The sequence below is a fragment of the Bdellovibrio sp. BCCA genome (genome assembly GCF_037996825.1).
Taxonomy (GTDB): domain Bacteria; phylum Bdellovibrionota; class Bdellovibrionia; order Bdellovibrionales; family Bdellovibrionaceae; genus Bdellovibrio.
In genome coordinates this window covers 1,626,206-1,652,246 of record NZ_JBBNAC010000001.1, presented here as the reverse complement: position 1 = coordinate 1,652,246, position 26,041 = coordinate 1,626,206, and the positions used below count along the sequence as shown (strand labels likewise).

Genomic DNA, 26,041 nt, shown 5'->3' with positions numbered 1-26,041 from the left:
AAAACCACCTTGGGGACATAAAAATCATATTGTCAGATAGAATCACGCACAAAAGACATTGTTTTGGGATTTTAATTTATTACGCTCGGGATGTACTTTTAAAACTCTGTCATTTTGTATTTCCTCTGCCACAGTGTACTTTCATACATCCGCACTCTTAAAATTTCATTTTTCTTAAAGGAGGACCTTATGGATATTTATCAAGCACTGAAGAAGGATCACGTCGTTGTACGAGAGCTTTTAAATGACTTAGTCAATTTACCTGAAGGAGATAAAGAAGGAAAATCGCAGCTTATTAACGAAATCAGAGATGAACTGATTCCTCATGCACGAGCTGAAGAATCTGTTTTTTACAATTCTTTGCGCTCCTTAAATCTGACAAAAGACATTGCAATGGAAGGTTACAAAGAGCACATGGAGGCAGAAACTCTTTTGCGCATGCTGCAGCTTCAAGACAAGACTAATATGGACTGGAAGAACACTGCGCAAAAATTGCGACAAGCTTTAGAGCACCATATCGCCGAAGAAGAGGGCCGTATGTTCGAGGCAGCCATGAATAACTTTACGGAAGAAGAAGCTCAGATGTTTGGCGAAGCTTTTGAAAAACTGAAGCCTCAAATCAAAGAACAAACTATCGTCGGCACAACTTTGGATATGGTCGCCAATTTGATGCCTCCGCGTTTTTCGGAACTTTTTAGAAATAGTCCAAATCCTTAGTGTGAAATCTCTGGAAGGGGGCGATGGCTGCCGTCGCTCCTAGTCACCTCACTCATTCTTAATGATGCTGATTTTGCCGTTCGTCTCTAGAACTCCAAGACGCACTTTACTGATGTCTTCGATGCCTTTTTCCCTGAGGGAACTTTGAATTTCTCCGAGGGTGATGTTTTCTTTTTCACAGAGTTTTTTATCGATTTCGCCTTGTTTGATAATAATCCGCGGCTGTCCCTCTAAAATGTCCTCTAATTTTTTTGATTTATAGAGAGCCACATCAAAAAAATAATTCATGAGAACAAAGGTTGAAACTGCAATAAGTCCGGCCGCCAATGAAGTGTCACCTCCCGTGATACCGGCACTGACGGATTCACTTATGATCAGCAAAAGGACAAAATCAAAAGGGCTCATTTCGCCAATCTGCTTTTTACCGACGATGCGCAAAAGTAGATAGACGACAGCGTAAACAACGGCCGAGCGAAGAATGTATTCCCACCAGGGATGCAGAAGATTCCACATATCCGTCCCTCCGTGAGATTTAAAAATGCCGAACTTTAGTTGAATTCGATAGAAGTATTCCGACAGATTCTTTCAACAAATCTGTCGGAATGAAGATGTAAATTTACATTGGATTTATATTAGCGAGCTTCGTCAAACTTGCGACGCAGTTCCGCCTTCACCTCGTCTACCCTTGCAGCCAAAGTGACTTCAAAAAGATCATCAGCAGAGATTTTGTAGAGCTGACCGAGTTTTTTGAGCGTATTAATCGGAGGCATTGATACGCCACGCTCCCAGTTTGAAATAAATTGCGGTGTTGAATAGCCCAGCTTGTCTGCGACGTCTCCTTGAGAGAGACCGGCCTTCATGCGTTTTTCTTTAAGAAATTCTCCAAGAATATTCTTTTTAAGCCTCACGCTGCCTCCAAATTTACAGGTTTCAAACAACATAACGCGAAAATTATTCGTTTATAAAGTTTTTTTTGTTTCCAACCCCAAAAAAGTATCTGGAAGGTTAAGTTTTGAATTTACACGGGTTGGCAAAATGACTCAAATGAAGTTCACACCAGCAGAAACAGTGTCTTTGAGTACTTTCTTTGCGGACTCTTCTCTTTCAGCATTGGTCTTATCGCTGTTCTTTATAAAGTTAAATAAGCTGCTTGCCCACGTCCAATTCCCGTTATCAATTTCGTAGATTTCAAGGGTTGGATTGTTGGGCCTTTTAATTCTTACTAAATAATGCTCACCGCTTGCCGCGCCCACCGGCAACATCCCCAAGGTCGCTAGCGATAAAAGCCCCCATGGCAGGTACCACATTGGAATATCGGCGGAAACATTGCGACGAATCTTAAAAAAAGAAATGTATAACAGCGAAGAGTTATAATCTTCTGGTTCAAATCTTGATTTGATTTCATCGTCATCAAAATCGCCCCTATATGTATGTCCGATGACCTGTTGAAACTCAATACTTTTGCAATTTTGTCTCTTTGAGAGACTGCGGGAGATTTGTTCAATGAGTTCATCCTTATAGTTCTCAACAGGATCATATCCACTAAAGGAGACCTCTCTACCTCGAACTATGACAGCTCCGACTTCCACCTTACAGCGGTCATATATTTTTTGAGCTGGCGCTAAATCCACTTTTGCATACTTGTGTTGAGTGGAAACAGTCGCGCAAGATATTTGAAGGGAAAGACAAACAACAAGACTCAGTCTTTTTAATCTCTTTAGCATTCAATAACTATGGCATTAAAACCCTGAAAAATAAAATATCAGAACGTCGTTTGCGGCGCCTTAACAAGAATTTGTTTTTGCGAATAAATCGCGGTCACAGGCCAATGATAAAATCATCCATGAGGTGAATCTGTTCTCGCGTATCGTGAATGGCCGCGAGGATGATATTCTTTAATGCCTTTGCTTCTGAAGCGTTTAGGACTGCTTGCTCGATGTTATCAAGATGTTCTTTGATGACGTCGTGCCGTTCTGGTGACTCTTGAAGGGTGTCCTTGAAAACTTGCTGGCGGATTTTTAGAACTTCAGCCCACAGGGGAGCAAGAGTTGAATTTTCTAATTTATTTCTTAAAGCTTTCCAGTCGCATCGAAAATACGATGGAAAGAGCGAGTGCCGTTCACACATCGCGCGTTTTCTTTCGTCTAAAAAAGAGGCTGCACAGATCTTTCCTTGAGGAGTTCTAATTTGTTGAAGATACCACTGAATGTTTTCTGTCATTGCAACAATGGATGCGGCTTCTTCTTTTTTAAATCCCATTTTTGCGAAGACTTGCCCTTCTCCCATGTACAAAATGGCGTGCTCCCAACGGTCGCCTCCTTTTGCAGGACTGCCTCCTAAAAGAACGAAATCGCCAGCAATAAGTTCAGTAGAAGTCTTGAGAGTCTGACAATAGGGTGTCTCTAGAGCGGCTTGAAAAAGGCCTGAGTCAACATAGGCAGCGTCGTCGATAAAGCCACTTGCATAGGCCACCGAGGCAAAGCAATTAGGACCGTCTTGCTTAAAAGAGCCTGAAAGATTTAGAAGATCTTCCACACGCCCCTGCTCTATCTGCCCGGTTTTTCCGGCAGCGCTCAAACTTATGAAAAATAAGAATAATAATAGAATTCGGCCCATCAGCCTTTTTTATGCAAGGAATGCCAATGAGTTTTGGGGTGATTTATTGACCAGAAATTCGGCAGTGATGACAGAATCTGTCGGTGGCGTTTCGGGAGATTTTTGGAACACTCCCGCTTATGCTAGAGGCCGACTTCTTCGTCTTTTTCGGGAGTCCACTCTAAAAGGGACATTTCAGAGGTCTTCGTCCAATCGACTTTCACTTTGCTGATAATGCGAATGGTGACTTCATTGCCGCTGATGGCCCAGAGAAGCGTATCCCCTTTGGAGATACCTAGGGCTCTTCGGACGCGAGCTGGAATTGTGGTCTGATTCTTCTTAGATGCTTTGGAAGTCGCAGATGATTTGCTCATGCTTAAAGAATAAAATGCTAAAGGCTTGTTGTCGAATCACTACTTTAAGGCCTTCCACAAACAAGGCTTTGTTCTAGGTGCTTTCTTATTAATTGAGCTTCAAATCGGGGCTATGCTTCTATTGAATTATGAAAGTAAAACGCATCGTCGCCAATATTCAAACGAAGAAAATTTCAGCAGCAAAAAGATTCTATGAACGCATTTTGGGCCTGGAACTTTTGATGGACCATGGCTGGCTTGCCACCTATGGAAATTCAGCGAAGATGATGGTGCAAATTAGTTTTGCGTCTCAGGGTGGATCTAATACTCCAGTCCCCGATCTTTCCATTGAAGTAGACGATGTTGATGAGGCCTATCGCCGCATGAAAAAAGGTCGCTTTAAAATTGAGTACGCACTCACCCAAGAGCCTTGGGGAGTGCGCCGCTTTTTCGTCCGCGATCCTTTTGGTAGAATTGTGAATATCTTAGAGCATCTATAAAAGGCTACATATTCGAATAATCAAGAACGCCTACTTGATGGATCATCTTCCAGCCTTCATTGGTCAGCGAATATGTTTTGCACGTTCGGCCTTTCCAATTCATCTCTTCACCCGTTTTTTTGTTTTTCCAGAGCGTATCAATATCTACAACTGCAAAAGCACCGTCTTGCTGGTCAGACACCTGGATTCGTTTGATGGTTCGATGATTGTGAATTAAATCGTGAGTGTCGAAAAGTTGCTGCCAACCTTGCTTCCATCTTTCAGCGTTGAATTTTCCCTGAACCAGACCCCAATCGATCGGATTATGGTGTTTTTCAGTCGGAGGCCAAGGCCAAACCATATCGTTATGAAAGATAGAAATCAGTTGATTGACGTTCTTGGAATTCCAAGCTTCAGTTTCTCTATTGACGATCTCTTTAATGTCATCCGTGACGGACATAGTGCCTCCTTATAACCTTCATACCACGAAAATCAGGGAAAGACGTGATTAAGAAGTTCCGTTAGCGCTTTTTCGTATCTTTGCGACTGACTTTGAATAAAAGCGCGGTTGGATTTTTTCTTTATATGATGTGTTGCGGTTGCAATCGAACTTCCGTGAGTGAAATCGACTAAGATTTCAAGCCAGAGTTTTCTTTTTGCCAGGGATAAACCTGCGTCCTTCAACAAGGCTTCTAGGTAATTCGTGATTCGTTCAGCCTCAACTGAAAATGCATCCGGTGTCTCGAAAATGCTCAGAGATAGGTTTGGATGCTTTAACACTGCTGCGTAGTAGCTTATCAGCAGAAACTCGGTACGTTTTCGCGGGCTTCCTGTGCTTTGTTCAAACTTTTGCGAGACATCTCGGTACACGTAATCAGAAAGAGCGCGCAATAATGAGACGCGATCTTCGACGTGATTATAGAGCGCCATTGGCGTAACACTTAAAACATCCGCAAGAGTTCTCATCGAAAGTCCTTTAGGACCCGATTCATCCAGAATTTGAAGAGCTGCGATACAAATGTCTTCTATCGTTAGAAGAACTTTTCCTTTAGGACGTCCTCGTTTTTTCATTTATTGACTCGATAGTGAGATTGAACCAAACCGGATGGAAACGCTTTTGTGCTTACATGACTCAAAGAAATATCGCCGTTTACTTCGCCAAAGAGAGAACGACCCGTTCCAATTAACACTGGCACTTGCGTGATCACCATGTCATCAATCAGTTGATCGCGAAGAAATGACTGAATCATTTGTCCGCCATCGACATAGACTCGCTTAATACCTTCTTTAGATAGCGAGGCCATGATCTCTTTAGGAGATTGAATCATGAAACGCACTCGGCCTTCTAATTCTTTTGGCACGGGTTTACCGGCAAGCGTTTTTGAGAGAACGATGACAGGCTTTGTGTAGCCCCAAGGTCCTAGCGTTAAAACTTTCTCATAGGAGTTTCTGCCCATAAGAATGACGTCGATGTCTTTGATAAAATCGTTGTAGCCGTGGTCTTCATTTGGATTGTCGCGACTTAAAAGCCAATCGATATCGCCGTCTTGTCGAGCAATGAATCCGTCGAGACTGGTGGCGATAAATACGTGAGCTGTGATCATGGCCGGTCCTTTTTTTAAATTAATATACACTGTATATTAATACGCCGGACGCAAAAGAGCAAGCTGTGCAAATGCACGAAGACTCGTCATGAGGTCACTTGTTTAAATTTTCAGGGGATTTATAAAAGAAAAAAAATGGGGTGAACTTCGGCATCACCCTGATTTCAGCTATTTAGATCTGATTTGCCTCTCTAGTTGCACCTATGATTTACGGAGTCATACCCAGCTTTTTTTGATACTCACCAAGCTCTGGCTCTTTTAAACGGGTTTGAAACTTCATTATCAGGTTCCGAAGCCGCTTTTCGAGAGCGTTCCGATAAGTCTCTGCCAACTCATCCTTAAATTTAAATTCTGCATCTTCCTCGCGTCCAAAACGCTCCGTATTAACAATGCATTCTAGGTATATATTGGTAACTGCAGAGGCCTTGACAGCGATAGTAATTTTCCCGGCGTTTCCAACTCTTGCAAGCTCAGGTGGCCCCATTGGAAAAGACGCCTGCACTAACTTTAAAAGCTTTTCTGAATCAAACATGTCGTCAGAAAACTCCTTATGTGCAAGCTTATTACGAACAGTATTTAACTCTTTCAATAGTTTGAATAATGGAATTTTATCGAAATCTGCAGTGACACTCTCTAGAAGTAACAGCTTTTCACTGAAGTTCATTTTGTTCTTTGATTCCATATAATGCTTTACTTGAGGGCATAAGCTTAGAATTAATCGCTCCATGAGAATTTCAATTCTATTTTGATAGAAAAGAAATTGACCCATCGCTCTACTTAGATCATCAGAGGGCCCCGGCCTTTCAACCACGTCCTTAAGCTGATCCCAGATCTTCTGCGACATCTCATTCTGATTGTCCATTTACCCCTCCGCTAATCGAAATCAGTTCGTTATATATTTACCCCTAAATAGATTCGAGCTTTTTTATTGGCAAAACCTTGGAATCAACTTCAATTGGGATTAAATCTAGTACGTCCGTCGCTCCACGAATATCAACCCCCGCCAGGCGAACATAGTGTTGAAAGCTTTTAACATTCTTCCAGCCCCCGAGTTTCATTGTAGTCACAATGTCTAACCCACCGACTAGACACTGAACTGCAAAACAAGCTCGGGTCGCATGAAATGTAATCTCTGGAAGCCCCAGAGCCTGACAAAAGTTCCTAGACACCTTAGACGCCTCTCCACGCCTCCATGATGTGATTCTGGGAAGAACGTAACCCGTCGATGCAGTCCTCAATTTTAACTCCTTTAAGAGCGTTTCGAGGGCTATATTGATAGGGATCTGCCGAGACTCTTTGGTTTTGGTAGATTTGTCGCATCCCAGCCTACTTGAGAATGACTTCGTGATGGAAATCATTCTCGTCTCGAATGAAACATCCGTCCATCTCAACGCCCACAACTCCCCGGATCGGCATCCTGTACTTACGGCCACAGCCCACAAATAATAATACTCGTGACCGATTTCTCGTGCCTTTCTTAAAAAGAGTTTAATTTCGTCCCGATTGAGAATAGGTTGTATTTTTGTTTCAACCTTGGGTATTGCGGCCCCTCGGCCGGGACTCTCGATATGGGCGGGAATAATACGTTCTAAACGGGCCCAGTCAAAAATGGTATTTACAGCACTTCGCACTGACTTCATGCGACCTTTCGATAATTCCTTTCTCTCCATTTCATTAAAGATCAATCTCATCGAAATTGGGCGCAGTTGCTCAACGGGCGTTAACATCCAAGCCTTTGTATGCATTTGAAGAGCGCTGTAATTGTCTCGCTTGCTCGTACTGTCTTCATAGGGCCCATTCAAGACGACATCTTTGTACCAACGCGACAAAAGATCGCGCCAGACAAACCCATTTCGTTCTTTTTCGATTCGCTTGATCTCAGCTTCCTTTTTTATCTTTTCATGTTCGCGCTTCGCTTCAGCATGAGTAACTACGCCAAGATCTCGTTGAATACGCACAATAATCCCCGCGATACGACTTCGAGATGTAAATTGGATCTTAAAGCAAGTATGCCCGTCTTTTTGATATGTTTTAATTGCCATATCTTCCTCCCATTTGAGGAAGACTGGGGTTCATCCAGCTTTTTGAATGTCAAAGAGCTGGACCGGACTTCCCATAGATTGCCGCAATTGGTAACTATTTTTTTTGGAAGTTACTTTTTTCTTTTTCTATAACTAGGCATTCTTTTGCTACTTGGTCGCGGAAAATTTGGTGACAATGGCTTAAAATCGACTTTACCGCCAAGATCTTCATAAGAATCACCGAAATGCTGGAATCTTCTCAATTCATTTATGGGCAAAGACTGCACAAGCACCGTCTTATTTTCCCCACCCTTCACTCTTAACATGTCTCTTTGAACTGATGGTAACGGGCCAGTTATGCGACTATCCCCAAACTTCGAATTATTAACCTGAACAACATAACAGTGGAGATCGCGAGCAGTTGATTCCACTATACTAGAAAAATAGCTTGTATCTGAGTTGTTCTCAATAGCTACTAAGCAATCAATCACACCTCTCATCCAAGATCGTTTTCGAATATCAGACAATTCAAGGCAATTTAACAGGCTAAGCTGTGCCCCATTCCATTCAAAAACAATTTTCTGATAGTTCACTTTACCTTGAACCATGCCAATATTTTTAATTAACTTTGACTCGTCCTTATTCAAATCAGCCTTTGGAATCAAACCCGTCATGACATTTCGGATACCATTCATACTAAATGGCATTATCACAACCATGTAGTTATAAACTTCCCCACCAGCTAGAACATGCTCGAGCCCAGCTACTACCGAAATGTTATTCACTTTGCAAAAGGATGCGACATAGTCAATCCACTCAAACGGAATAAAAACTTCAGGAAAAACTAACAAATCAACCTTTTCGCGTTCCCTCACCGCAATATTCAAAACCCTGTTCAACTCAATCAACCTCGAATGCGATAAGTCTGGTTTCATGGCAAATCGCTGTTCAATATAGGTCAGAGGTATATCTACATTAGCAACTCCCACTCGAAGTACATCGGAGTGCTTCTTATCAATACGAATTGTTATCTGAGAAAGGTCATCAACAGATGCTCCGTCTTCTTTGGATTCTCCATAAACCTTAGGAAGCCCTTCCAACAAATCAGCTTCGGGAATCAAATTGAATTCTCGATATGACACATTTACCTGATTAACTAAGTCCGGAAGTGCAATTGAATTTCCCGATTTTAAACTTTGTATTATATGAAGCTCAGAAATCTCACTATAATTTATAAATCTAGGAGATAACTTAATTTTCAAATTTGCTGTTTCCCATTGAAAGCTTCCTTCGAAACCTTTACCCAAGTTATCTCTCAAGGTATTAAAATCAAGATCATCATTGTCTTTACAAAAAGCAACCATTGGCACCGGACAAAAATTATGCCTAAACATCGCGGACTTTCTTAACTGCTTAATCTCAAGCTCCGCTTCTGCAAAATCACTGGATAGCCTAGTTCGATATGCTTTTCTTTCCGACTCAAAAACTGTCGCACGCGTAGACTCCAATACGCTGTGAAATCTCTTTAAATCCTTATATCCACCAGCTGCTGAAAAGGAGAGTATGATAACCCGCGCGAGGTATGAAAACCAAGATGATCGAATCTGCGAATCGCTCAATGATGGAATATGTACTGACTTTGGCGTAAAACTATTCACATCCGAGGAAATATCAAGCTTATGAATTCCTCCCATAATTTCGATTACAAACTCTTCGAGTTCTTTAATTCGATTGTGGGAAACATAAATGCTTACTAACTTTTCCCATAGTCGATAGGTCAAAATTGCATCTTGACCCGTAACTATCGATATTATCTGAGCATGAATATACTGAAAATCATCCTCTTGAATTTTGGTAGTCACTCTCGAAGTTTGAATCAAACTACTTAGAAACCTTGAAAACCCAAGTCTATTGAGATCAAATTTCTCTATAGATCTCAATTTAAAAATACTGTCAGAGTATGAAATTTTTCGAGATTCAGAATTAAATCTTTCAAGTACATCCATATCTTCAGCAAGCAACCGTCCCTCACTTGAGAATCTTTCAATCTCCCTTTCAAATTCTTCCAAAAGAGAAATCGGGGCATCCTTGTGAAAATCAAAAATCTTTAACTTATCCATCTGAGCACAATGAGCGCCATAAGAAGTTTTAAAGTTAATATTCGTTCGTTCCTTTATACATTTCGGATTCGATTCGTCAGTATACTTCTCCAGTTTTATACGCTTCGTCTTCTTAAATAGAGCATCAAGAACTTGAAAAAACTTATGGTCGTCAATCGCAAGATTTTGAACCACCATTATTATGTCATCAACATATCTTCCATAGTAAATTGGGTTAATACTCTCTTTGATGTCAGAATCAACTTCATGTAACGCGTAGTTACCCAATACACCTGAAGAGGGCAACCCAATAGGAAGTAATTTTTTTGAGGCCCCAATTTTCTTATGAAAGATCTCGTGCACCTGATGTAATGCGCGATTCAAGATCTTCTGCTGGTCAGTCTTGAGTTCGATATCTATTTTTATTGGATCATGAACGATCGCCTCTAAATCAAGATCTACATTGTAGTAGTAGTCTTTAATATCGAGCGAGATTATTGTCGCGTTATTTTTCAACTCATGTGCGGACTTAACTTGCTCTATTGAACCGTTTCTCCAACTCGCATAGTCCTTGTAGTATGGACGAAAGAGCCTGGTAGAATATTTTAACATATCCTTGTCTTCATCAGAATTAAGACGATTGCTGTACACACTGTCGCTCAATAACTCATCGAAGACCACTCCTACGAACATCGTCCATAGAATCGATACAAAATGTACTTCAACGCCAGCTTGAATCTGCAAAAGAGTACGACATAATTTAAAATCGCTACTTTTTTCCAGACTCTTTATAAAAGTCTGAACTTCAGGTTGACTGATCGGCTCAAGCTTCTTGGGAAATATCTGAAACGAGATTTGCTCCATCCATGATGGAACTAAGCCCTCACTCCAAAAAAGCTCTAAATCCCTCACAATTGACGCCAACTTAATATTAAGCGCGTCTTCATCCTTAAATTCGTATTCAAATTCCGCTATTTTTTTTCGAAGAAAAAGGTCTGCTCCGTCTCGATAGCAAAATGATTTCAATCTTTTATAGGCAACTAGAAGTTCTTTGCGATCAAACAATGATGGTTTACTCATTAATAAACTATGATGTGTTTTCTTGCAATCAATCAAGAAAGTAGAGTTCCAGATCCAAAGGACCCACACTTAGTCGAGTCCAGACTCTTATATGACCCACCGCCCCCTCGGGACTCAGCACGCTTATAAGACCAAATCAAATCTCATGAGTTGACAAAATGGCCGAGTACATCGTTTTGTTCCTAAAGAGGTTTTTCCATGCCCCCAGCTATAGAAACAGCATTAACAAAGATTTTTTCATACATCTTGATACGCGTGACCCACTTTTTTGATTACTTCTTCGGAAAAGTCAGCCTCCGGATTCAATTCACTCAGAGAGCTCCACATCAGTACACAAATTATAATATTACCGAAGTGACAGTCCTAGCTTCTAATAACACCAAACGACTTCAATCCGTCACGTCAGCCTGGCTCAAATTTCCTAACGAAGAAATAGAAGTGACTATGATGCACTCTATATTAGAATCTCATGACTTTCTTGGAGTAAAAATGTCGCTGCCGATTCCCATTGATCTTGCTCCCGGCCAAGCCAAACTTATCTCAATGCACTTTTCTGACTCTCTCCCCATTGCGACTACTCCGACCCTACTTGAGATCGAATTAACAGGCGTTCAACGAAAGAGTGTCAAGCTGGGAAGCCAACTATCGAACTTGAAGACAGTTGTCCGCGAAGTAGAGAACAAGGATAGACAAAATGTCTAATACCAAGAAAAAACATCATTACGTTCCCAGATTCCTACTTCGTCAATTTTCAGAGAATAAAACTCATCTATGGGCCTACGACAAAACAACGGGTAAATCTCATGGTTCGCCGATAATGGATCTTGGCTCAGAAAATCGATTTTATTCCATTCCAGATAAGTTTCTCACTAAACCAGGAAATAATGAGTTTGTAGAAGATATCTATGAAGATATAGACACTCGATCCAGTAAAAGCCTTTTTGAGTTTCTCCAAAATATCAAATCCGCAGCATTACTCTCTCCTTCTGGATTTCCCAAATATTTCATACCAGATCACTTAATGCATGAACTCGGGTGGTTAGCTGTAATTCAAACTGTTAGAACCAAAGAGTTTAGGGAGTTCAGTACTCAAACAAAAATGCTTTTTCAGAAAGCAATCTTCGACTGGTTTCTTGACTCAGATCAGATAAAGAAAATATCAGGAAAATCCAAACCCGAATTAAAAATTACCATTGAAGAAGGAGGAGAAGCTCTTGAGCATAGTCGCGCCGCCTTTGACGAACAATTACTAAACAAGCTCCATGATCATTGTTTAAACAAAATATGGACCATCGGAATTAATAATACAAATAAACCTCTTCTCATTTCAGACAACCCAGTAGTAATGACTTCACATCTAGGAAAACCTTTAGCTTGGGGCGCGAAGGGAACCGAAGTCGCTTTGCCGGTCAGTCCAAATCATTTATTGATCTGGACCTGTCCATTGGCTTTAACCCAAGAAGTTGCCGATAACTATGATAGACGCCCCTTTGAACTACATTCAGACCACATCGATTACTATAACTCGTTACAAACCTTGCAATCGACTCGATACATTTATTCCGCTAGAGATGACTTTTCCTTCTGTTCCGATCTATTGCATGACAACGAGAGTGCATTTCGCGACCCACTTCGATCCAGAGCTCAAATCAACATTGGCGGCGATGAATATACAGTCCCCCGCAATTACAAGAATGGAATATGATGGTTCTCATTAAATACGACCTGACAAAACTCCATCAACTTATAATCGGAAGAATATTAAAGTCGTCAGTAATACCCCTGATCTCAGTGCCAACCAATCGAGTATAATGCTGAACACTACTAAGACGGCTCCAGCCCCCTACAGCCATCAACTTCGTTAACGGCACCCCTCTATTCAAACATAAAGTAGCAAAGCACGCGCGTGTCCCGTGAAACGGAATTTCTGGCACTCCAATCTCTCGACAGAAATGCCTCAAAATCATCGCGGCTTTTCCATTCTTCAATGAGGAGATTCTGGGCAGAATATATCCTGATGATCCTGTAGTTTCTTTAAGATATGACAAGAAAACCTTAAACTCCCTACTCATCGGCACAACCCTTGTTTTATTATTTTTGGGAGGCTTAACGATGCCCGATCGAAAGTTGTGCGACTTTGAAATCGTAATTATATTTTGATCAAAATCCACGTCGTTCCACTTAAGAGCCCAGAGTTCACCAGCTCTACACCCCGTCTCAAAAGCAACTGCCCAAACAGGAAAATACTGATGTTTATCTTCCAAAGCTTTCGCAAGAAGATATTCGATCTCTTTACTGTTCAGCACAGGTTTCTCTTTTTTTACTGCTTTCGGCAAACGAGCCCCCTTTGTCGGACAAAGTGTTGTTGGCGGAATCAGTTTATTCAAAATAGCCCACTCGAAGACCACGCTGACCGCGCACTTCACTGCGCGAATCCGACCTCTGGATAAACCGACATTTTCCATTTCGTTAATCACCATTTGAAAAGACAGCGTTGTGATCTTATCGACCGGCACATTGAACCAATTTTTCGTATGCAGCCTCAAAGCTTGATAAGTATCTTGCTTTGAGAAAGTACCCCTCGGGGACGCCATAACAACGTCATGGCACCACGATTCAAGAATATGCCCCCAAGACACCTCCCCGCGCTCACGCATAAGCAGGGCCCTCCTAACCTCGCCATACAGCTGTCTATACTCGAGCTGCGCGTCCCTCTCAGAAACGCGCCCCAAATATCGTTGCTTTCGGATGACAACTTCCGGACGAATCATGCTTTTTGCAACACAGGTTATAAAATATCCAGGCTTTTGGCCTTCTTCAGAATAACGAACTCCCATTGCTACCCCCCCGCCATAATAAGCTGATCGATCTCTTCACGATTGAAGTACCAGCGCCCCATAAACTTCTTTGGAAATAACTTGAGGCGATACACCATATTTCGAATGTTGTTAGGCGATGTGCCCAAGTAGATGGCCACTTGATCTGTCTTCATCCAACCCTGCCCAGTCAGGCGTCCATCGAAGCCTCTGCTATTAAATTTCATACTGCCCCCAATACAACACCTGGAAAGTATCGTTCGATAACATTCAGAGATTCGTGATAAAGCAATGTCATCAATTGGATCTTCCCCCATAGCCTTTTTCTTTCCTGAGTGGATAGACGCCCAAAGTCTTCAGAAAGGTCATGCTTTCTCGGCAAGCCGACATTTCTAAAAACCTGCTCATTTGTAAATCGCCATAATTGAATATTCAGGTCAGAAAGACTTTTTTCTTTATGCGCATCTTTCTTCATTTTTAATTCAGAGTTATGAATTGCTCCATCAATCTCAATGGCCACACCCTTTTCAAGAAACCCTCTTCGGTAATCCGGAGGTCTGCGCCCCAAAGCAGGAGTAAAAAGATCTACGCATAAATTTCCAATCCACGCTTGAGGGTAAAGCTGAATTTTCCAATTACCCTTAAAGCGAGCGATAAACTTATCTTCTGCCGGAGTTCGACAGAATTCTGCTGACCGACTTCGATTGAGTCGCGTACAAAGATCTTCATACTGCCACGACAGTCCATTCCGATCTTTAATACGACGATAAAGCCTGCCTAAAGCCTCCCAGTCGTTTAGCTTCACCAATCCATACTCATACTTTAGTTGCTTCATACGGCGCATATATCTAGCTCTCGCGCTTTCCTCTTGTTTAACTTCAATCATTAAGTTACTCATACTAACTCCAGCGTTTGGACCATACGAAACCATTGGCTTAAAAGGTTTGCGACGCCTAAGCCTTGGTATTTGTTTGGTTTTATTTTTTGATTTTAAAGAATTATCTCACGATGCTTTTTCCAGCTTCAATTATAGCTGAGCTTCGGAAATCCAATTTTGAACATCACTTAAACGATATCGAACTACACGGGCCGATAACTTCAAAAATTTGGGTCCGCGTTCGGTCAGTCTCCATTGTTGGAGAGTGCGTTGCTTAATACCCAAGATTATCGACACTTCAGCTTCCGTTAGTAGCTTTTCATCTGTTTTGATCATTTATCCTCCTTTCTGTACGTCGTGGCCATTTTATTAGCCAAAAGGAGGAGTAAAGAAAATATCTATTGTCTCACGATTTTGATTATGTGAGATGCCTTGCGTTCAGAGTTTAACCTCTAAGGCATTTCATCTTCGAATTTATACCACGCAGAAGCTGTTCTGGCCCTGGAGATGATGTTCTTTAAGTTGCGCTCTTCAAAGACGCCTGTTGATCCCTTTGAATCTCTATAGAAAAGTATCTCAGAAGAACTCTTACCCCAATCAATCTCAAGCTCGATAGTACCTTCATTAAACTCACGCTGAAGATCTTCAAACAGACTTTCAGTTGTCATGATTCTATATAAGTCCCTATTCTCTGCGTCGGGACGAGTTTTAAAATATAGAATAGATAAGTTTCGCATAAACTGCGTAGCCGTATTCTTTTTGCCTAACCTCGGTGAAGCATGATGGGCCTTCGTCGATGGTGGGGTATGATGAAGATTTACGAGTGCTTCAATAAGGAGTTCCGTGACTTCCAATATCTGAGGAACATCGAATGTCTTGAAGTGCAAAGAATCTACTCCACCTCGAATACTAAGAAGAAAATCGAGCTTATCCCTCTCTGCTTTCGGAATATCTTTAGGTATTAAGCCGAAAATATTCTCTTCGGCGTATTGATCAACAGCCACTCCCAAAGGAAGACTCTCAGTTATACCCATTTTCTTTTGAATTTCCGAATAGTCGAAACCGTACTTATTTGCGTACATTTGAATATACCGATCAAAATAGTCGGCTATGTTATTCATTTTTTCGGAATAAGGTCTCTTCATTGATCAGACTCCCAATTGGAGAAGTCTTTATCAGTTAGGGTCGCTCAGAGCCATTGTTCATCAAGAATAAGTGCAAAAAAAGCATGGATCGACATCAAGAATGCACCATCCCAAAGGAGTAGCCAATCGCGGATCGAGGTCAAGAATGCAGAGCATCGAGCATTAGTCCTCGTCTAGATCCACAATTTGCCCCTCATCCTCCCACCAAAGAAGACTTAATACCTTATCTTCACCGCAGGCAAATGCGCTCTCTTTTATCGTATAGTCGGATGCATTTGAATGATCGATCCACATATCAGCAGAAACGTCCCGAGAATCGACGTCTTTTATCGCGCCGGAAAGAACACGATAAGTATTAGAAGACTTATCGAGCAACTTCACATACTGCAACTCGTATGGGACCAACTTATTACGCAGTCCCCATTTTACAACATTTCCTTCCGTCATGAGAACCATCGAAGGAAAACTTCCTTGTTCAATCAGACGTATTGCCGTTGCCGTAAGACTGGTCTCAAATGAAGTCGCCAACTTTCTAACTGTCGACAGAGTAATTGGTAGGTTCTTAGCATATTTTTGAAACATAGCTTTCGGCATCAAAAGATCAGCAGCATATCTATTAGCTCGATATTCCGGATCATTTAACGACCACTTTGAAGTCATATCACCAAGGGAGCACGTGAAGTTTGTCCCTCTGTCTCGCATCCAATGACCTATTTCATGAGCAGCTGAGAATCTCTGTCGAGCTTTGGGCGACGATGAATTAACAGTGATAATAGCTCGATCAGCATAGCCGATTATTCGACCTTCCGCTCCCGAAAGAGGTTCATACTCTATGGGTGCATGAAGATAAGCCGCAATCGCATCAATATCTATATCTCCAGGCTCTTCTATCCCCAACTCATACAAAAGCTTCTCAGCAGGCTTGTACGTCATTTGTCATTCCCATCTTCAAACTTCTTAAGAACACCCAATTGGTCAAGTTGGCGTAGGATCACATCGACATCACCTTCCGTAAGCTCTTTGAAATCTCTATTCTGAAAAGTAAGCCCCCCGATTGATATACCGGAGTTCATCAGGTCACTGAGAAGGCGTTTTTTCTCCTCAAACGTCTTTTTAATCTCCGCCGCTGCAGATACCCTTACCCTTTGCCCAACCATTCCTCTTGCCGTCACCAACCGTTGTTTTCTAACTCGGCGATCTGCCTCTGCAAATGATCTTGTGGTCATTTCCGCCAAAGCATCTATATTAAAACCCAGCTCGGCAATAAACGCCGAAAACTCAGCGCTATCCATTTTAAACAAGGACTCTTCAATATGACGCTCTAATCCCTTAACTGGCTTCTTATCATTCATAATTCAGTTTTCCTTGTTCTCTCAGCTTGATAATGCCCCTAGAAATTCTCTTTCGGACGGCCTCGAAGTCATTTTCTTGAATTTTTAATGTTCGGCAGATCTCTTCCTTAGAAAATCCCTCCCCCATCATTGTTATCACTCCTAAGACGTCTCCCTGGCCCACAAAGATCTCCTTTAAGGCCCTAAGGTCTTCTAGGATATACAATCGATCTTCAGGGCTGCCATTCGTAGGTTCAGACTCTTCAAAAACACTAAAATCAACTCGTTCCATTATGGCTTCAGCAGGTCCCGTGCCTTCCTTCAAAGCTCTTCGCCAATGCGAAGATATACTCCTCATGGTCTGAGTAAGGTGCATAAGCACGTCAACTGACTTTCTCCATTTCCTGGTTCCTTCTAGAGTTCTAACAACAGCCTCTGACATCAAACTCTCAGGACCCATGACATCTCCCGCTTTTTTCTCTAGTCCTCTTGTTCGATAACGCGCGTAAAGTGCCAGTTTTGCCAACTCCTCTTTATTAAGGCTCTTCAAAGCCAAAGAAAACTCCTCTGGGCTAGCGTATTCATCCAATTTGCCCATACCCCTCCATAAATAGACTTCTGTTTCTATTCGGCAAAGATGGCATTTTTTTTAGAAAAAACGCGAGGCAATGTCCGAACTGTCTCAAAGCGGGGCATTTATATGTTGAAGGGCAATTTCGCCCGCAAAATATGGAGTACGTATGGCTAGAAAGAAATGGAAGTCCGGATGGCGCAAGGTTCCCGGCAAAATCACAAACCGCATTGAGGAAATCCAAGAAAACGGACTTATCGTTGCGTGTACCCTTAAAATCACTGCTACGGAAGCAACAACTGGAAAGTTCGCACACGTAGGAATCGACTATCGTGGCGGCGACTTCAATATTCCTCAAAGTGTGATCCCTCCCGAAGAAAATGGAAGAGCTTCGAAGGTCAACCTTCACGGTAAAGAGATCATCCGAAAAGATCTTCCTAAAGAACTGAAGGAGTTTGGGTTTTATGCTCCGTCATGGGGGGACTGGAGCAAAGGTTCACATTGGGTTGGTCAAATGAGAGAGGTCTATCAAAGAGATCAAATTGCCCCTAAAGAAGCTGAAATTTCTTTCGAAATTTTACGAAACGGCACCGACACCGAACCTTTCGTAGTTGTTAAATGTGTAGTTGAATTCCTTCTCTTGAAAAACAGTCCCGTTTTTAAAAGAGATCTTCTTTTTTGCCTCAACTTGTTGCAAGAAAACGTCGGCCATGCGGATCTCTGGGCATCAACTACATCCAATGAGGAATTTGCAAATACACTCTATGTAGATTGGGAAATTTTGCCCCCAGGAAACAAAGAAGAAGTTTTGCAGAAACTTATGTCAGGAGCCCGCTCAAAACATCCGGATCTCCTTCAAAAGAAAATTGCTGACCGGTATGAAACACTAAGCAAGCTTCAACCAACCGCCTACCTAAGAGGTCGCAATGGGTTTCGCCACTATTTTGGAGCTAAGTTTTCAGATGATGTGGTTGTATTCGAAAATCTCGACTATGGAAACGCGGCCTATGTGATGGGCGAATCCTGGGAGACTCTTTCAAAAATGAGTCGTATCGATCTGATGAAGAGTGCCACTGAAGACTTTGAAAGAATTGTCCACAAAGAGGGATGGAAGGACAGCCTTCGTGAAGTTGTAAGAAAAAAGTTAAAAAAATAGCTACCGCGGGCGATTTAGACTATCTAAATCGCCCCATGAATTCATTTACATGAAGCTTCTTTAAATGCTTTTCCGGTTATCTTCCTAAGTTCAGCTATCAATTCCTTTCGCTGCTCTTCAAGATCAACAATCCTAGCACCGGCAAGGTTTAAAACACTCATATCAACCGTTCCCGAAACCTTACCGATCTTCCGCTGCCGGTCGATCTTAGCCTTAGCCTCAGCGATACTTTCATCAATCTCACAGATTTGCGCAGCAATGCCCTCGGGCGAGCCCAAATACTTATCTTCAGCTTCTTGCTTAGCGATGTTTTTCTTCGCAGCCTCGGCCCGAGTAGACACGTTAGAAGCCGTCTCATCGAACGCGGCACGAGCCAAACACTCTTTGGAAGTCTTCGTACGATCAGGACACTTTTCCATCACAAACTTTTCAAACGACATCTGAATCGGGTCCCACGTATCCAATGCATCTTCGGCGCCAACTAAGCCCTGCTCTTTATCGCGAATGACTTGCCCAACCTTCTTCCCATAAAACTTGAAAAAGTCCATTGCACTTTGAGCCGTCAACGCAGAGTCTTTCGTATCGATGAGATATTGAACGGATTTAGGACAACCACTTTCAGACGCCTTCTTGAACAACTCGTAAGTTTGCATGACGGCGCCGCTCTGAAGAAGTATCAGCGCGATCTCATCCTTACAGGGATGCGCGATGAACGCCTTATCCAAAAAGTATTCACTGCTATATTCAGCAAACACACCCGACTCGCCACCAAAAAGTCCACGAGCCTTTTTAAACGGATCTTTCAATCCAGCAAAGGCTTCACGCACCCATTCGACATTGCCTTGCTCAACGCCCTTCTGAAGCTTTTCAACGCGTTGATCATTCGTGATTTCCGCATGAGACGTTAATGCAAATCCCAAAACCAATGGAAAAATCCAATGCTTCATCTTCGGCCCTTTCGTTCAATACGATGCAAAGTCACACGCACATCACCAGAAAAGATCTCACGCAAGATTACTTCAGACGGCGCCTCAAACGGATCATTCTCCCCGTACAACAAATAATGAACGGAGACTTCGAGCACCTGCGACACTTTCTTCAGTTGATCAGGATTGATCGAACGACGTCCGATCGTCCAATTATGCAGAGTCTGTTTGGGAATAGCCGTGCGACGAGATAACTCAGCAAGAGTCAGCCCCTTTGATTTACAAAGTGATGTGAGAGTTTTGTTCAATTTCATCCAAACCCCATTCTTCAAGAAAAAGAGAGGTTCTTTGACAACAATCCCTAAACAGGGATCGAAGTCCCCAAAGCATGACGAAAACAGAGGCTTAAAGCCCTGTCGCGTCCGCGTTTAGGGACGATTCAAAAAAAGTTGGATGAATAAGCCCCAGCCTTCCGGGTTAAATTAGTTACACCTGGTTACACCTAAATTTGTACCTTAGTTGCACCAAGCGCTGTGTTTCATTGTGTTGTTTTGTGTTGCACGAATTTTTAAACGAAATTAAACGCGCAACGAGACTCGTTAATGATTTCGGTTACTTAGATTATTCAGGGATAAAAAGAGAAGAAAATTGGGGTGAGTAACGGGGCTTGAACCCGCGACACTCGGAATCACAATCCGATGCTCTACCAACTGAGCTATACCCACCACAAAGGAAGACCAGTTATAGGGCTTTGGGGATAAAAGTGCAAGAGGGAATTTAACCCAATTTATCGTAAAATTGAAAATTCTTAGTAATCACAGGGAGCTACGACGGGTTGCGCCTTACAAATACTGCTGGCTTTTTCAGCATCCAACAGCGTCTTTTCCGCCCAATCGCCATTCGCGTTACAGCGTTGACGCTCACAAGTCGCCCCCGCCGATACCAAACACGCCTTTTTCTCTTTTTTAGGATTATTCGTGCAGACCCATGAGCACTCGTTAAATTTACCCGGAGGATTTGTGCAAATCACACCGTCGCGCTTTAGCTGAGCCAAAGCAGCTTTGCTTTTTTCCTGCTGACGAGCCAAATCTTTCAGACGTCTTTTTTCTGCATCCGCAGCACGACTCATGTCCTTGGCATCAACCGCAGTGACCGCCGTCAGATGTCCTTTGGGGATTTTCTTACCTTTTAAAAGAACGTCGTAAGCAATCTCACCACCCTCAAGAACTCCTTGAAAAGCGACTTGCTGACCGGACTTTACGACCACGGATTCTTCGCCGTTAAGAGCAGAAAATTCCATAGAGCCATCGAGCATTTTCACGCTTGAAAAAGCTTTTCCGGGATTGATGGAAAGAATGTATTTTCCGGGAGGAGCGAGAAACTCAAAAAGATCCGAGCGTAAGGCCACGTTGAAAGGACCTTTTTCTTTCGGATTTTGCTCCCAATAAATATCGCCAGATTTTAAAATGACAACCGGAGCTTCTCCACTTTCCCAAGAAATCACGGGCATTGAAACTTCACCCGACCCCAACAAAGTAAAACTGCGCTTTTCATCCAATTGTATTTTTACAGAGCCCGAAGCTGATGTTTCTAGAAGAGCTTTTTCGCGCAAGACTTGTTTAGACTTTACTTGAAGTCTTTTGCCATCTTTCCCCGTCAACCACACCTGCCCTTGCCATTCACGCAAAGCAGGATACTTGGGAGCTTCAGCTGAAACTTTCACTGAGAGAATGAACGGAACAAATAAAAGAAATGCTTTAACCAGAGGACTTTTTCGCACGTTCGATCTCCCAAAGCTTGGCAAATTTAAGGAACAACGAATACGCCGCTCCCATAGAAATAATAAAACCGGGAAGGCCATCTAAAAATCCGCATTTTACAAAATACGTTTCAACGAATTTTCCAAACGGCTTAAAGATCATCTTGAAATAGGAAAACGTCTTTCCCTCTTCGGCCAACTGCTTAGCTCCCAAGGTGGAGTAACGGTCGTTTGTCACTACCTGATCGCTCAGATTATCAAACACCCAATGTAGGAGATCGCGCTTCATTTTAAGTGTTTTCTTTACTTCCACTTTTTCATGTAAAGCTGCGGAATTCCACTGCGATTTAGTTTTATTATAAAGTCTGAGTTGATAGTCAGGATACCATCCACCGTGCTCAATCCAACGACCTAAGTGATAGGACTTTCGCGGAAAAAGATAGCCCGCTTCGGGATCTAAATCGGAAAAGCTCTCAACTATTTCTGCGCAAAGCTCGGGACTTAAAGCCTCGTCGGCATCCAAAGCCAAAACCCAAGGATGTTTTGCTTGTTCGGTCGCGAAGGCTTTTTGCGGACCGAAACCTCTCCATTTTTCCTTAAAAACCCGAGCGCCGCAGCTTTCAGCGATTTCAACGGTGCGATCCGTCGAAAAGCTATCAACAACAACAACATCGTCAGCGAAGGCGGCCGAACGGATGCAACGCTCGATATGAGCTTCTTCATTAAGGGTGATGATCACAACGGATATTGGCAGTTTCGTCACACTTTCAAGATTCTCTTTGGATCAAGGTCTTGTCAAATGATTCGCGACTCGATACCATTTTTGAGTCGAAAGGTTTTTATTCATGAAATTTGCTAAATACTTCGTTTTAGGTCTTTTTTTAAGCTCCTCTGCCCATGCTTATTTGAGCATCGCTGAATCTGGCGAAATTGTTCCTGCAGGCATGTATCAAGTGGGAGTTGAACCGCAACTTTTGATGAACAAAGGTGGCGGCGCAAACTTTGACGTTTTCTTTGATACACACATCAATGATGCAACAAGTGCCCGCATCACGATGGGTGCCGGAGCTGTGGACTTCAACGCTTTTGTAAGTGCTAAGTGGATGCCGTTTCCAGATGTTGAGAACCAGCCCGCGATGGGTCTTCGTGTTGGTGCGGGACTTGCGCGCGATGAAGATGAAAACCTACTGCAATTGCAAGTGGCGCCGCTTGTAAGCAAAAAATTTGATACAGAGTACGGCTTGGCCGTTCCTTATTTGGCAGTGCCGTTTACATTCCTCAACACAAAAGAGGAAAATACCGTGGCGTCGAATTTGACTGTTGGCAGTGAGTTTCACTATGCCGACTGGAATCAAGTCACATTGGGCGGAGAAGTGGGACTTGATTTGAATAAGTCTTACTCTTACATCTCAATCTTTGCTACATTCCCTTTTGAAAGCCAAAAAGGATTTGGGAAATAATATGCTATCATGGTTCTTTAAGGACGACGCCGGAACAGCAGCGGATCTTTATGTGGATCTTGGCACTGCGAACACTTTGATTGCGGCTCGCGGAAAAGGGATTGTTCTCAACGAACCGTCTTTGATCGCCTACCAACAGACAAGTCCTGGCAAAAAAAGAGTGATTGCTGTCGGAAACGACGCCAAAGAAAAATTGGCAAACAATCCCGGGAGTATTTTTGCACAAAAGCCTATTCGTGATGGCGTGATTGCAGATTTTGAAACATCGGAAGTGATGCTTCAGCATTTCTTAAGTCAGCCGGGAGTGAAGTCTGCGTTTTCTCGCCCACGCGTTGTGGTCTCTTTGCCTTATGGCGTGACTGAAGTTGAGAAAAAAGCCGTTATTCAATCTTGTAAAGCTGCGGGCGCAAAAGAAGTTTTCTTAATTGATGAACCGATGGCAGCAGCTATTGGCTCGGGTCTAAATATTCGTTCAGCAGAAGGTAACATGATTATCGACATCGGTGGTGGCACAACAGAAGTCGCTGTGATCGCCTTAGCTGACATCGTATATTGTGAAGCAGCTCGAGTCGGTGGACACAAAATTGACGATGCGATTATTGATTACTTCCGTCGCTATAAAAAGCTCATTATTTCTGAAACGACGGCGGAGTATTTAAAAGTTTCCATTGGAACTGCAGTTCCCAAAAAAGATATTCGTACCGCAACGATCTCAGGACGTGATGCCGACACAGGAATGAATAAAACTATTGAAGCCAGTTCTGAAGATGTGGGACTTGCTATGAATGGTTGTATTCAAGAGGTTATCAATGCGATTCACAGAGCTTTGGAGCACACTCCACCAGAACTTGTTTCTGACATTATCGAAAGAGGAGTTGTTCTTGCCGGAGGTGGCGCTTTGATTCGCGATTTTGATTTGCGAATTCAAAATGAAGTGCGCTTGCCTGTGAGAATCGCGGAAAGCCCTCTCACAGCCATCGCCAAGGGTGGCGAAGCTGTGTTGAGCGATCCGGAGCTTTTGGATAAAATTCAGTTGGAAATTTAAACGTAGAGAGGGGTCGATTTCGGCCCCTTTTTAATATCTTCGCGAAGAAGTTTTAAAAGTTTTGCCGAAACTTCACCTTGCTTCCCCTCACCGATTTTTGTGCCTTCGTACTCAGTCACAGGCAATACATCCAGCGTCGTCCCGATCATCATCACTTCACGGGCTTCTAGAAGATCTTTTTCTGAAATGTCTTTTTCTTGAATAGAAGAAAGAAGGCCTTCATCTAAAAGAGCACCGGCTAGTTCAAAACTGCGCATCATCGTTGTGCCTTTAAGAATTTGACGCAGTTTCGGGCGAAGAAGATTTTTATTTTTATCTACCAGCACGATATTTTCAGTGCTGCCCTCAGTGAGGAATCCTTGAGGATCAATGCCGATGGTGAAGTCAATTTTGCGATCCACACTTTCTTTTTTCATCATCACGTTCGGAAGGTAATTGCAGCTTTTGATCGTTGCAAACCACGGCTCTTTCGGTGCAACCTTGCTTTTTCCGACTTTGACACCGTTTTGGTATTTTTCTTCTGAGATCGGCGCATAAGATGTCACAACCAAATAAAGTTGCGACGCGATGGAATCATAGGGATTCGTCGTGAAACCACCGGGACCACGGGAAATATACAGACGCAAGATGGCGTTTCTGGCCCCTGTGGCAATGGTTGTCTTTGCGATCACGTCTTTGATTTCACTAAGGGACATCGGAAGCGCGATTCCCAATTGCGACGCCGAACTTTGCAAGCGCTCAAGGTGTTCTTGCAAAAGAAAAGCACTGCCATCAACGACCTTAATTGCTTCAAAGACGCCGTCCCCGCGGTGCACAAGATGATCATCAATGGGAACCATCATGAACCCCGGGTCCGTTACAATTCCTCCCCACCAAGTGCTGTACATCGCTAAATAAGACTTTTGCGCCGGATACGAGCGCTCTTGAAGTTTGGCTTGGATTTCAGAGGGGGATAAAATTGAAACAGGCATTGGTAACTCCTCAATTGATTTTTCTATCTTAGTTGCACCCCAATAGGGGTAAAAGTTTTTTTGTTTTTAATTTGACGTCCCTCGATGGAGGTCCTGAGAATAAAGAACAGCATCAGGGAGGATCAAATGTTAAAACTTTTCACAATGTGTTTTGTTATCGTTTCACTGGCTGGCTGCTCGTCCATGCAAAGACACCGCACGCCAACTCAAGATGACACGAAAGTTCTTTTAAAGGATCAGCAAGGAAAATCGAAAGAAGCTCCTGGTCAGGCAACGACAAACGGTCCTAAAGAAATCACTCGCATCACCCCTGAGGATACTGAGGCCGAGGCACAAAGCCAAGCAACTGAAATGAAAGAAGCTGTGGCCGCTGCCGCTCAACATATTCAAACATCCCACGGTGCTGAAAAATCAGTTCGTGAAGCTGGCCCTGTTCCTGCAGAAAAAGCTCAAGGCTGGTTAAAAAACGGCAACACTCGTTATGTGAAAGGGTTCTTCCGTAATGATGGGGCTTCTTCCAAAGATCGTCTTCCTTTGGCAGCAGGACAAAAACCTCACTCTGTGATTTTGTCTTGCAGTGACTCTCGCGTTCCACCGGAAATCGTTTTTGACCAAAAATTGGGCGAAGTTTTTGTTATTAGAACTGCTGGTGAATCTTTGGATGACAATGTGATTGGCAGCATCGAATACGCAGTGGCTCACTTGGGTTCTAACTTGGTTGTTGTGATGGGCCATGAGTCTTGTGGCGCTGTAAATGCCGCCCTGGCGTCCTTAAAGGGATCTTCCTTGGGAAGTCCTGCGCTTGAAGGTCTTGTGAATGATATTAAACCTCGCGTGCAAAAATATGCGAACTCGACTCCGTCCCAAGGGCTTTTAGAGGAAACTTGGAGTAACGTAGATGGCGTGGCGAAAGATCTCCTAGAACGCTCTGCAATCCTGCGTGACGCTGTAGGTTCGGGTGATGTAAAGATAGTGAAGGCTATGTACCACTTTGACTCTGGTCTGGTGGAATGGCGCTAAACTGAAAGGTCCCGCA

At 42.9% G+C, this 26,041-nt stretch carries 32 protein-coding genes and 1 tRNA gene; 8 read left to right on the top strand and 25 right to left on the bottom strand.

What is annotated here, in order from left to right:
• Window positions 1–189: 189 nt before the first annotated feature.
• On the top strand, window positions 190–717 hold the full coding sequence (locus AAAA78_RS08185) for a hemerythrin domain-containing protein (RefSeq protein WP_340591348.1): 528 nt from the start codon (window positions 190–192) through the stop codon (window positions 715–717).
• A 48-nt stretch (window positions 718–765) separates the two neighbouring features.
• Here AAAA78_RS08185 and AAAA78_RS08180 read toward each other — a convergent pair whose 3' ends face one another.
• The 5 genes from AAAA78_RS08180 to AAAA78_RS08160 form a co-directional block, all read right to left on the bottom strand.
• Window positions 766–1,230, bottom strand: a complete 465-nt coding sequence (locus AAAA78_RS08180) for a DUF421 domain-containing protein (protein ID WP_340591347.1) — start codon at window positions 1,228–1,230, stop codon at window positions 766–768.
• A 119-nt stretch (window positions 1,231–1,349) separates the two neighbouring features.
• On the bottom strand, window positions 1,350–1,625 hold the full coding sequence (locus AAAA78_RS08175) for a helix-turn-helix domain-containing protein (RefSeq protein WP_340591346.1): 276 nt from the start codon (window positions 1,623–1,625) through the stop codon (window positions 1,350–1,352).
• A 132-nt stretch (window positions 1,626–1,757) separates the two neighbouring features.
• Window positions 1,758–2,441 carry a hypothetical protein gene (locus tag AAAA78_RS08170; RefSeq protein ID WP_340591345.1) on the bottom strand — a complete coding sequence of 228 codons (684 nt, stop codon included), beginning with the start codon at window positions 2,439–2,441 and terminating at the stop codon, window positions 1,758–1,760.
• 94 nt (window positions 2,442–2,535) lie between these two features.
• A complete protein-coding gene (locus AAAA78_RS08165; RefSeq protein WP_340591344.1) occupies window positions 2,536–3,252 on the bottom strand; it encodes a hypothetical protein in 717 nt (238 codons plus the stop codon).
• A 203-nt stretch (window positions 3,253–3,455) separates the two neighbouring features.
• The gene (locus tag AAAA78_RS08160; protein WP_340591343.1) at window positions 3,456–3,686 is read right to left on the bottom strand and encodes an AbrB/MazE/SpoVT family DNA-binding domain-containing protein; all 231 of its coding nucleotides are present in this window, start codon (window positions 3,684–3,686) and stop codon (window positions 3,456–3,458) included.
• A 128-nt stretch (window positions 3,687–3,814) separates the two neighbouring features.
• On the opposite strand from AAAA78_RS08160, the gene AAAA78_RS08155 reads away from it, so the two are divergent.
• Entirely contained in the window at window positions 3,815–4,165 is a 351-nt protein-coding gene (locus tag AAAA78_RS08155) for a VOC family protein (protein ID WP_340591341.1), read from the top strand.
• Between the two features lie 4 nt (window positions 4,166–4,169).
• Here the strand turns inward: AAAA78_RS08155 and AAAA78_RS08150 are convergent, their stop codons facing one another.
• The 6 genes from AAAA78_RS08150 to AAAA78_RS08125 form a co-directional block, all read right to left on the bottom strand.
• Entirely contained in the window at window positions 4,170–4,604 is a 435-nt protein-coding gene (locus AAAA78_RS08150; protein ID WP_340591339.1) for a nuclear transport factor 2 family protein, read from the bottom strand.
• A gap of 32 nt (window positions 4,605–4,636) precedes the next feature.
• A complete protein-coding gene (locus AAAA78_RS08145; RefSeq protein ID WP_340591337.1) occupies window positions 4,637–5,215 on the bottom strand; it encodes a TetR/AcrR family transcriptional regulator in 579 nt (192 codons plus the stop codon).
• Complete coding sequence (locus AAAA78_RS08140) at window positions 5,212–5,748, bottom strand: dihydrofolate reductase family protein (protein ID WP_340591335.1); 537 nt, start codon at window positions 5,746–5,748, stop codon at window positions 5,212–5,214. Before AAAA78_RS08140 ends, AAAA78_RS08145 begins: the two co-directional genes overlap by 4 nt.
• A gap of 208 nt (window positions 5,749–5,956) precedes the next feature.
• The gene (locus tag AAAA78_RS08135) at window positions 5,957–6,610 is read right to left on the bottom strand and encodes a hypothetical protein (RefSeq protein WP_340591333.1); all 654 of its coding nucleotides are present in this window, start codon (window positions 6,608–6,610) and stop codon (window positions 5,957–5,959) included.
• 43 nt (window positions 6,611–6,653) lie between these two features.
• Window positions 6,654–7,790 (bottom strand): tyrosine-type recombinase/integrase, encoded by a 1,137-nt coding sequence (locus AAAA78_RS08130; protein WP_340591331.1) that lies wholly within the window; start codon window positions 7,788–7,790, stop codon window positions 6,654–6,656.
• 110 nt (window positions 7,791–7,900) lie between these two features.
• Entirely contained in the window at window positions 7,901–10,948 is a 3,048-nt protein-coding gene (locus AAAA78_RS08125; protein WP_340591330.1) for a reverse transcriptase domain-containing protein, read from the bottom strand.
• Window positions 10,949–11,146: 198 nt separating this feature from the next.
• Between AAAA78_RS08125 and AAAA78_RS08120 the strand changes: the two genes are divergently transcribed.
• Both AAAA78_RS08120 and AAAA78_RS08115 read left to right on the top strand, forming a co-directional pair.
• Window positions 11,147–11,650 carry a hypothetical protein gene (locus AAAA78_RS08120; protein WP_340591328.1) on the top strand — a complete coding sequence of 168 codons (504 nt, stop codon included), beginning with the start codon at window positions 11,147–11,149 and terminating at the stop codon, window positions 11,648–11,650.
• The gene (locus tag AAAA78_RS08115) at window positions 11,643–12,653 is read left to right on the top strand and encodes a DUF4238 domain-containing protein (protein WP_340591326.1); all 1,011 of its coding nucleotides are present in this window, start codon (window positions 11,643–11,645) and stop codon (window positions 12,651–12,653) included. The genes AAAA78_RS08120 and AAAA78_RS08115 overlap by 8 nt, the downstream gene beginning before the upstream one ends.
• 34 nt (window positions 12,654–12,687) lie before the next feature.
• On the opposite strand, the gene AAAA78_RS08110 is transcribed toward AAAA78_RS08115, so the two are convergent.
• The 8 genes from AAAA78_RS08110 to AAAA78_RS08075 form a co-directional block, all read right to left on the bottom strand.
• Window positions 12,688–13,785, bottom strand: coding sequence for a tyrosine-type recombinase/integrase (locus AAAA78_RS08110; RefSeq protein WP_340591325.1), 1,098 nt, complete (start codon window positions 13,783–13,785; stop codon window positions 12,688–12,690).
• A 2-nt stretch (window positions 13,786–13,787) separates the two neighbouring features.
• A complete protein-coding gene (locus tag AAAA78_RS08105) occupies window positions 13,788–13,991 on the bottom strand; it encodes a helix-turn-helix domain-containing protein (RefSeq protein WP_340591323.1) in 204 nt (67 codons plus the stop codon).
• A complete protein-coding gene (locus tag AAAA78_RS08100) occupies window positions 13,988–14,662 on the bottom strand; it encodes a DUF559 domain-containing protein (RefSeq protein ID WP_340591321.1) in 675 nt (224 codons plus the stop codon). The genes AAAA78_RS08105 and AAAA78_RS08100 overlap by 4 nt, the downstream gene beginning before the upstream one ends.
• Before the next feature lie 129 nt (window positions 14,663–14,791).
• Entirely contained in the window at window positions 14,792–14,977 is a 186-nt protein-coding gene (locus AAAA78_RS08095; protein ID WP_340591320.1) for a helix-turn-helix transcriptional regulator, read from the bottom strand.
• A 116-nt stretch (window positions 14,978–15,093) separates the two neighbouring features.
• Window positions 15,094–15,762: a hypothetical protein gene (locus AAAA78_RS08090; protein WP_340591318.1), complete on the bottom strand. Its 669-nt coding sequence runs from the start codon at window positions 15,760–15,762 to the stop codon at window positions 15,094–15,096.
• A 186-nt stretch (window positions 15,763–15,948) separates the two neighbouring features.
• A complete protein-coding gene (locus AAAA78_RS08085; RefSeq protein ID WP_340591317.1) occupies window positions 15,949–16,719 on the bottom strand; it encodes an ImmA/IrrE family metallo-endopeptidase in 771 nt (256 codons plus the stop codon).
• The gene (locus AAAA78_RS08080; RefSeq protein WP_340591316.1) at window positions 16,716–17,138 is read right to left on the bottom strand and encodes a hypothetical protein; all 423 of its coding nucleotides are present in this window, start codon (window positions 17,136–17,138) and stop codon (window positions 16,716–16,718) included. The genes AAAA78_RS08085 and AAAA78_RS08080 overlap by 4 nt, the downstream gene beginning before the upstream one ends.
• Complete coding sequence (locus tag AAAA78_RS08075) at window positions 17,131–17,715, bottom strand: RNA polymerase sigma factor (protein ID WP_340591315.1); 585 nt, start codon at window positions 17,713–17,715, stop codon at window positions 17,131–17,133. The genes AAAA78_RS08080 and AAAA78_RS08075 overlap by 8 nt, the downstream gene beginning before the upstream one ends.
• 142 nt (window positions 17,716–17,857) lie before the next feature.
• On the opposite strand from AAAA78_RS08075, the gene AAAA78_RS08070 reads away from it, so the two are divergent.
• Window positions 17,858–18,844: a hypothetical protein gene (locus AAAA78_RS08070; RefSeq protein WP_340591313.1), complete on the top strand. Its 987-nt coding sequence runs from the start codon at window positions 17,858–17,860 to the stop codon at window positions 18,842–18,844.
• Between the two features lie 41 nt (window positions 18,845–18,885).
• On the opposite strand, the gene AAAA78_RS08065 is transcribed toward AAAA78_RS08070, so the two are convergent.
• From AAAA78_RS08065 to AAAA78_RS08045, 5 genes are all read right to left on the bottom strand, one after another.
• On the bottom strand, window positions 18,886–19,791 hold the full coding sequence (locus AAAA78_RS08065; protein WP_340591312.1) for a hypothetical protein: 906 nt from the start codon (window positions 19,789–19,791) through the stop codon (window positions 18,886–18,888).
• Complete coding sequence (locus tag AAAA78_RS08060; RefSeq protein ID WP_340591311.1) at window positions 19,788–20,084, bottom strand: helix-turn-helix domain-containing protein; 297 nt, start codon at window positions 20,082–20,084, stop codon at window positions 19,788–19,790. The genes AAAA78_RS08065 and AAAA78_RS08060 overlap by 4 nt, the downstream gene beginning before the upstream one ends.
• A gap of 335 nt (window positions 20,085–20,419) precedes the next feature.
• Window positions 20,420–20,495 (bottom strand) — tRNA-His (locus AAAA78_RS08055).
• 83 nt (window positions 20,496–20,578) lie between these two features.
• Window positions 20,579–21,550 carry a hypothetical protein gene (locus AAAA78_RS08050; RefSeq protein WP_340591309.1) on the bottom strand — a complete coding sequence of 324 codons (972 nt, stop codon included), beginning with the start codon at window positions 21,548–21,550 and terminating at the stop codon, window positions 20,579–20,581.
• Window positions 21,528–22,292 carry a glycosyltransferase family 2 protein gene (locus tag AAAA78_RS08045; protein WP_340591307.1) on the bottom strand — a complete coding sequence of 255 codons (765 nt, stop codon included), beginning with the start codon at window positions 22,290–22,292 and terminating at the stop codon, window positions 21,528–21,530. The genes AAAA78_RS08050 and AAAA78_RS08045 overlap by 23 nt, the downstream gene beginning before the upstream one ends.
• Window positions 22,293–22,374: 82 nt before the next feature.
• On the opposite strand from AAAA78_RS08045, the gene AAAA78_RS08040 reads away from it, so the two are divergent.
• Window positions 22,375–22,989, top strand: a complete 615-nt coding sequence (locus AAAA78_RS08040; RefSeq protein ID WP_340591305.1) for a hypothetical protein — start codon at window positions 22,375–22,377, stop codon at window positions 22,987–22,989.
• A gap of 1 nt (window position 22,990) precedes the next feature.
• Window positions 22,991–24,034 carry a rod shape-determining protein gene (locus tag AAAA78_RS08035; protein ID WP_340591303.1) on the top strand — a complete coding sequence of 348 codons (1,044 nt, stop codon included), beginning with the start codon at window positions 22,991–22,993 and terminating at the stop codon, window positions 24,032–24,034.
• Here AAAA78_RS08035 and AAAA78_RS08030 read toward each other — a convergent pair.
• On the bottom strand, window positions 24,031–25,005 hold the full coding sequence (locus AAAA78_RS08030) for an aminotransferase class IV (protein WP_340591301.1): 975 nt from the start codon (window positions 25,003–25,005) through the stop codon (window positions 24,031–24,033). The genes AAAA78_RS08035 and AAAA78_RS08030 overlap by 4 nt on opposite strands.
• Before the next feature lie 126 nt (window positions 25,006–25,131).
• Between AAAA78_RS08030 and AAAA78_RS08025 the strand changes: the two genes are divergently transcribed.
• On the top strand, window positions 25,132–26,025 hold the full coding sequence (locus AAAA78_RS08025; protein WP_340591299.1) for a carbonic anhydrase: 894 nt from the start codon (window positions 25,132–25,134) through the stop codon (window positions 26,023–26,025).
• Window positions 26,026–26,041 lie beyond the last annotated feature (16 nt).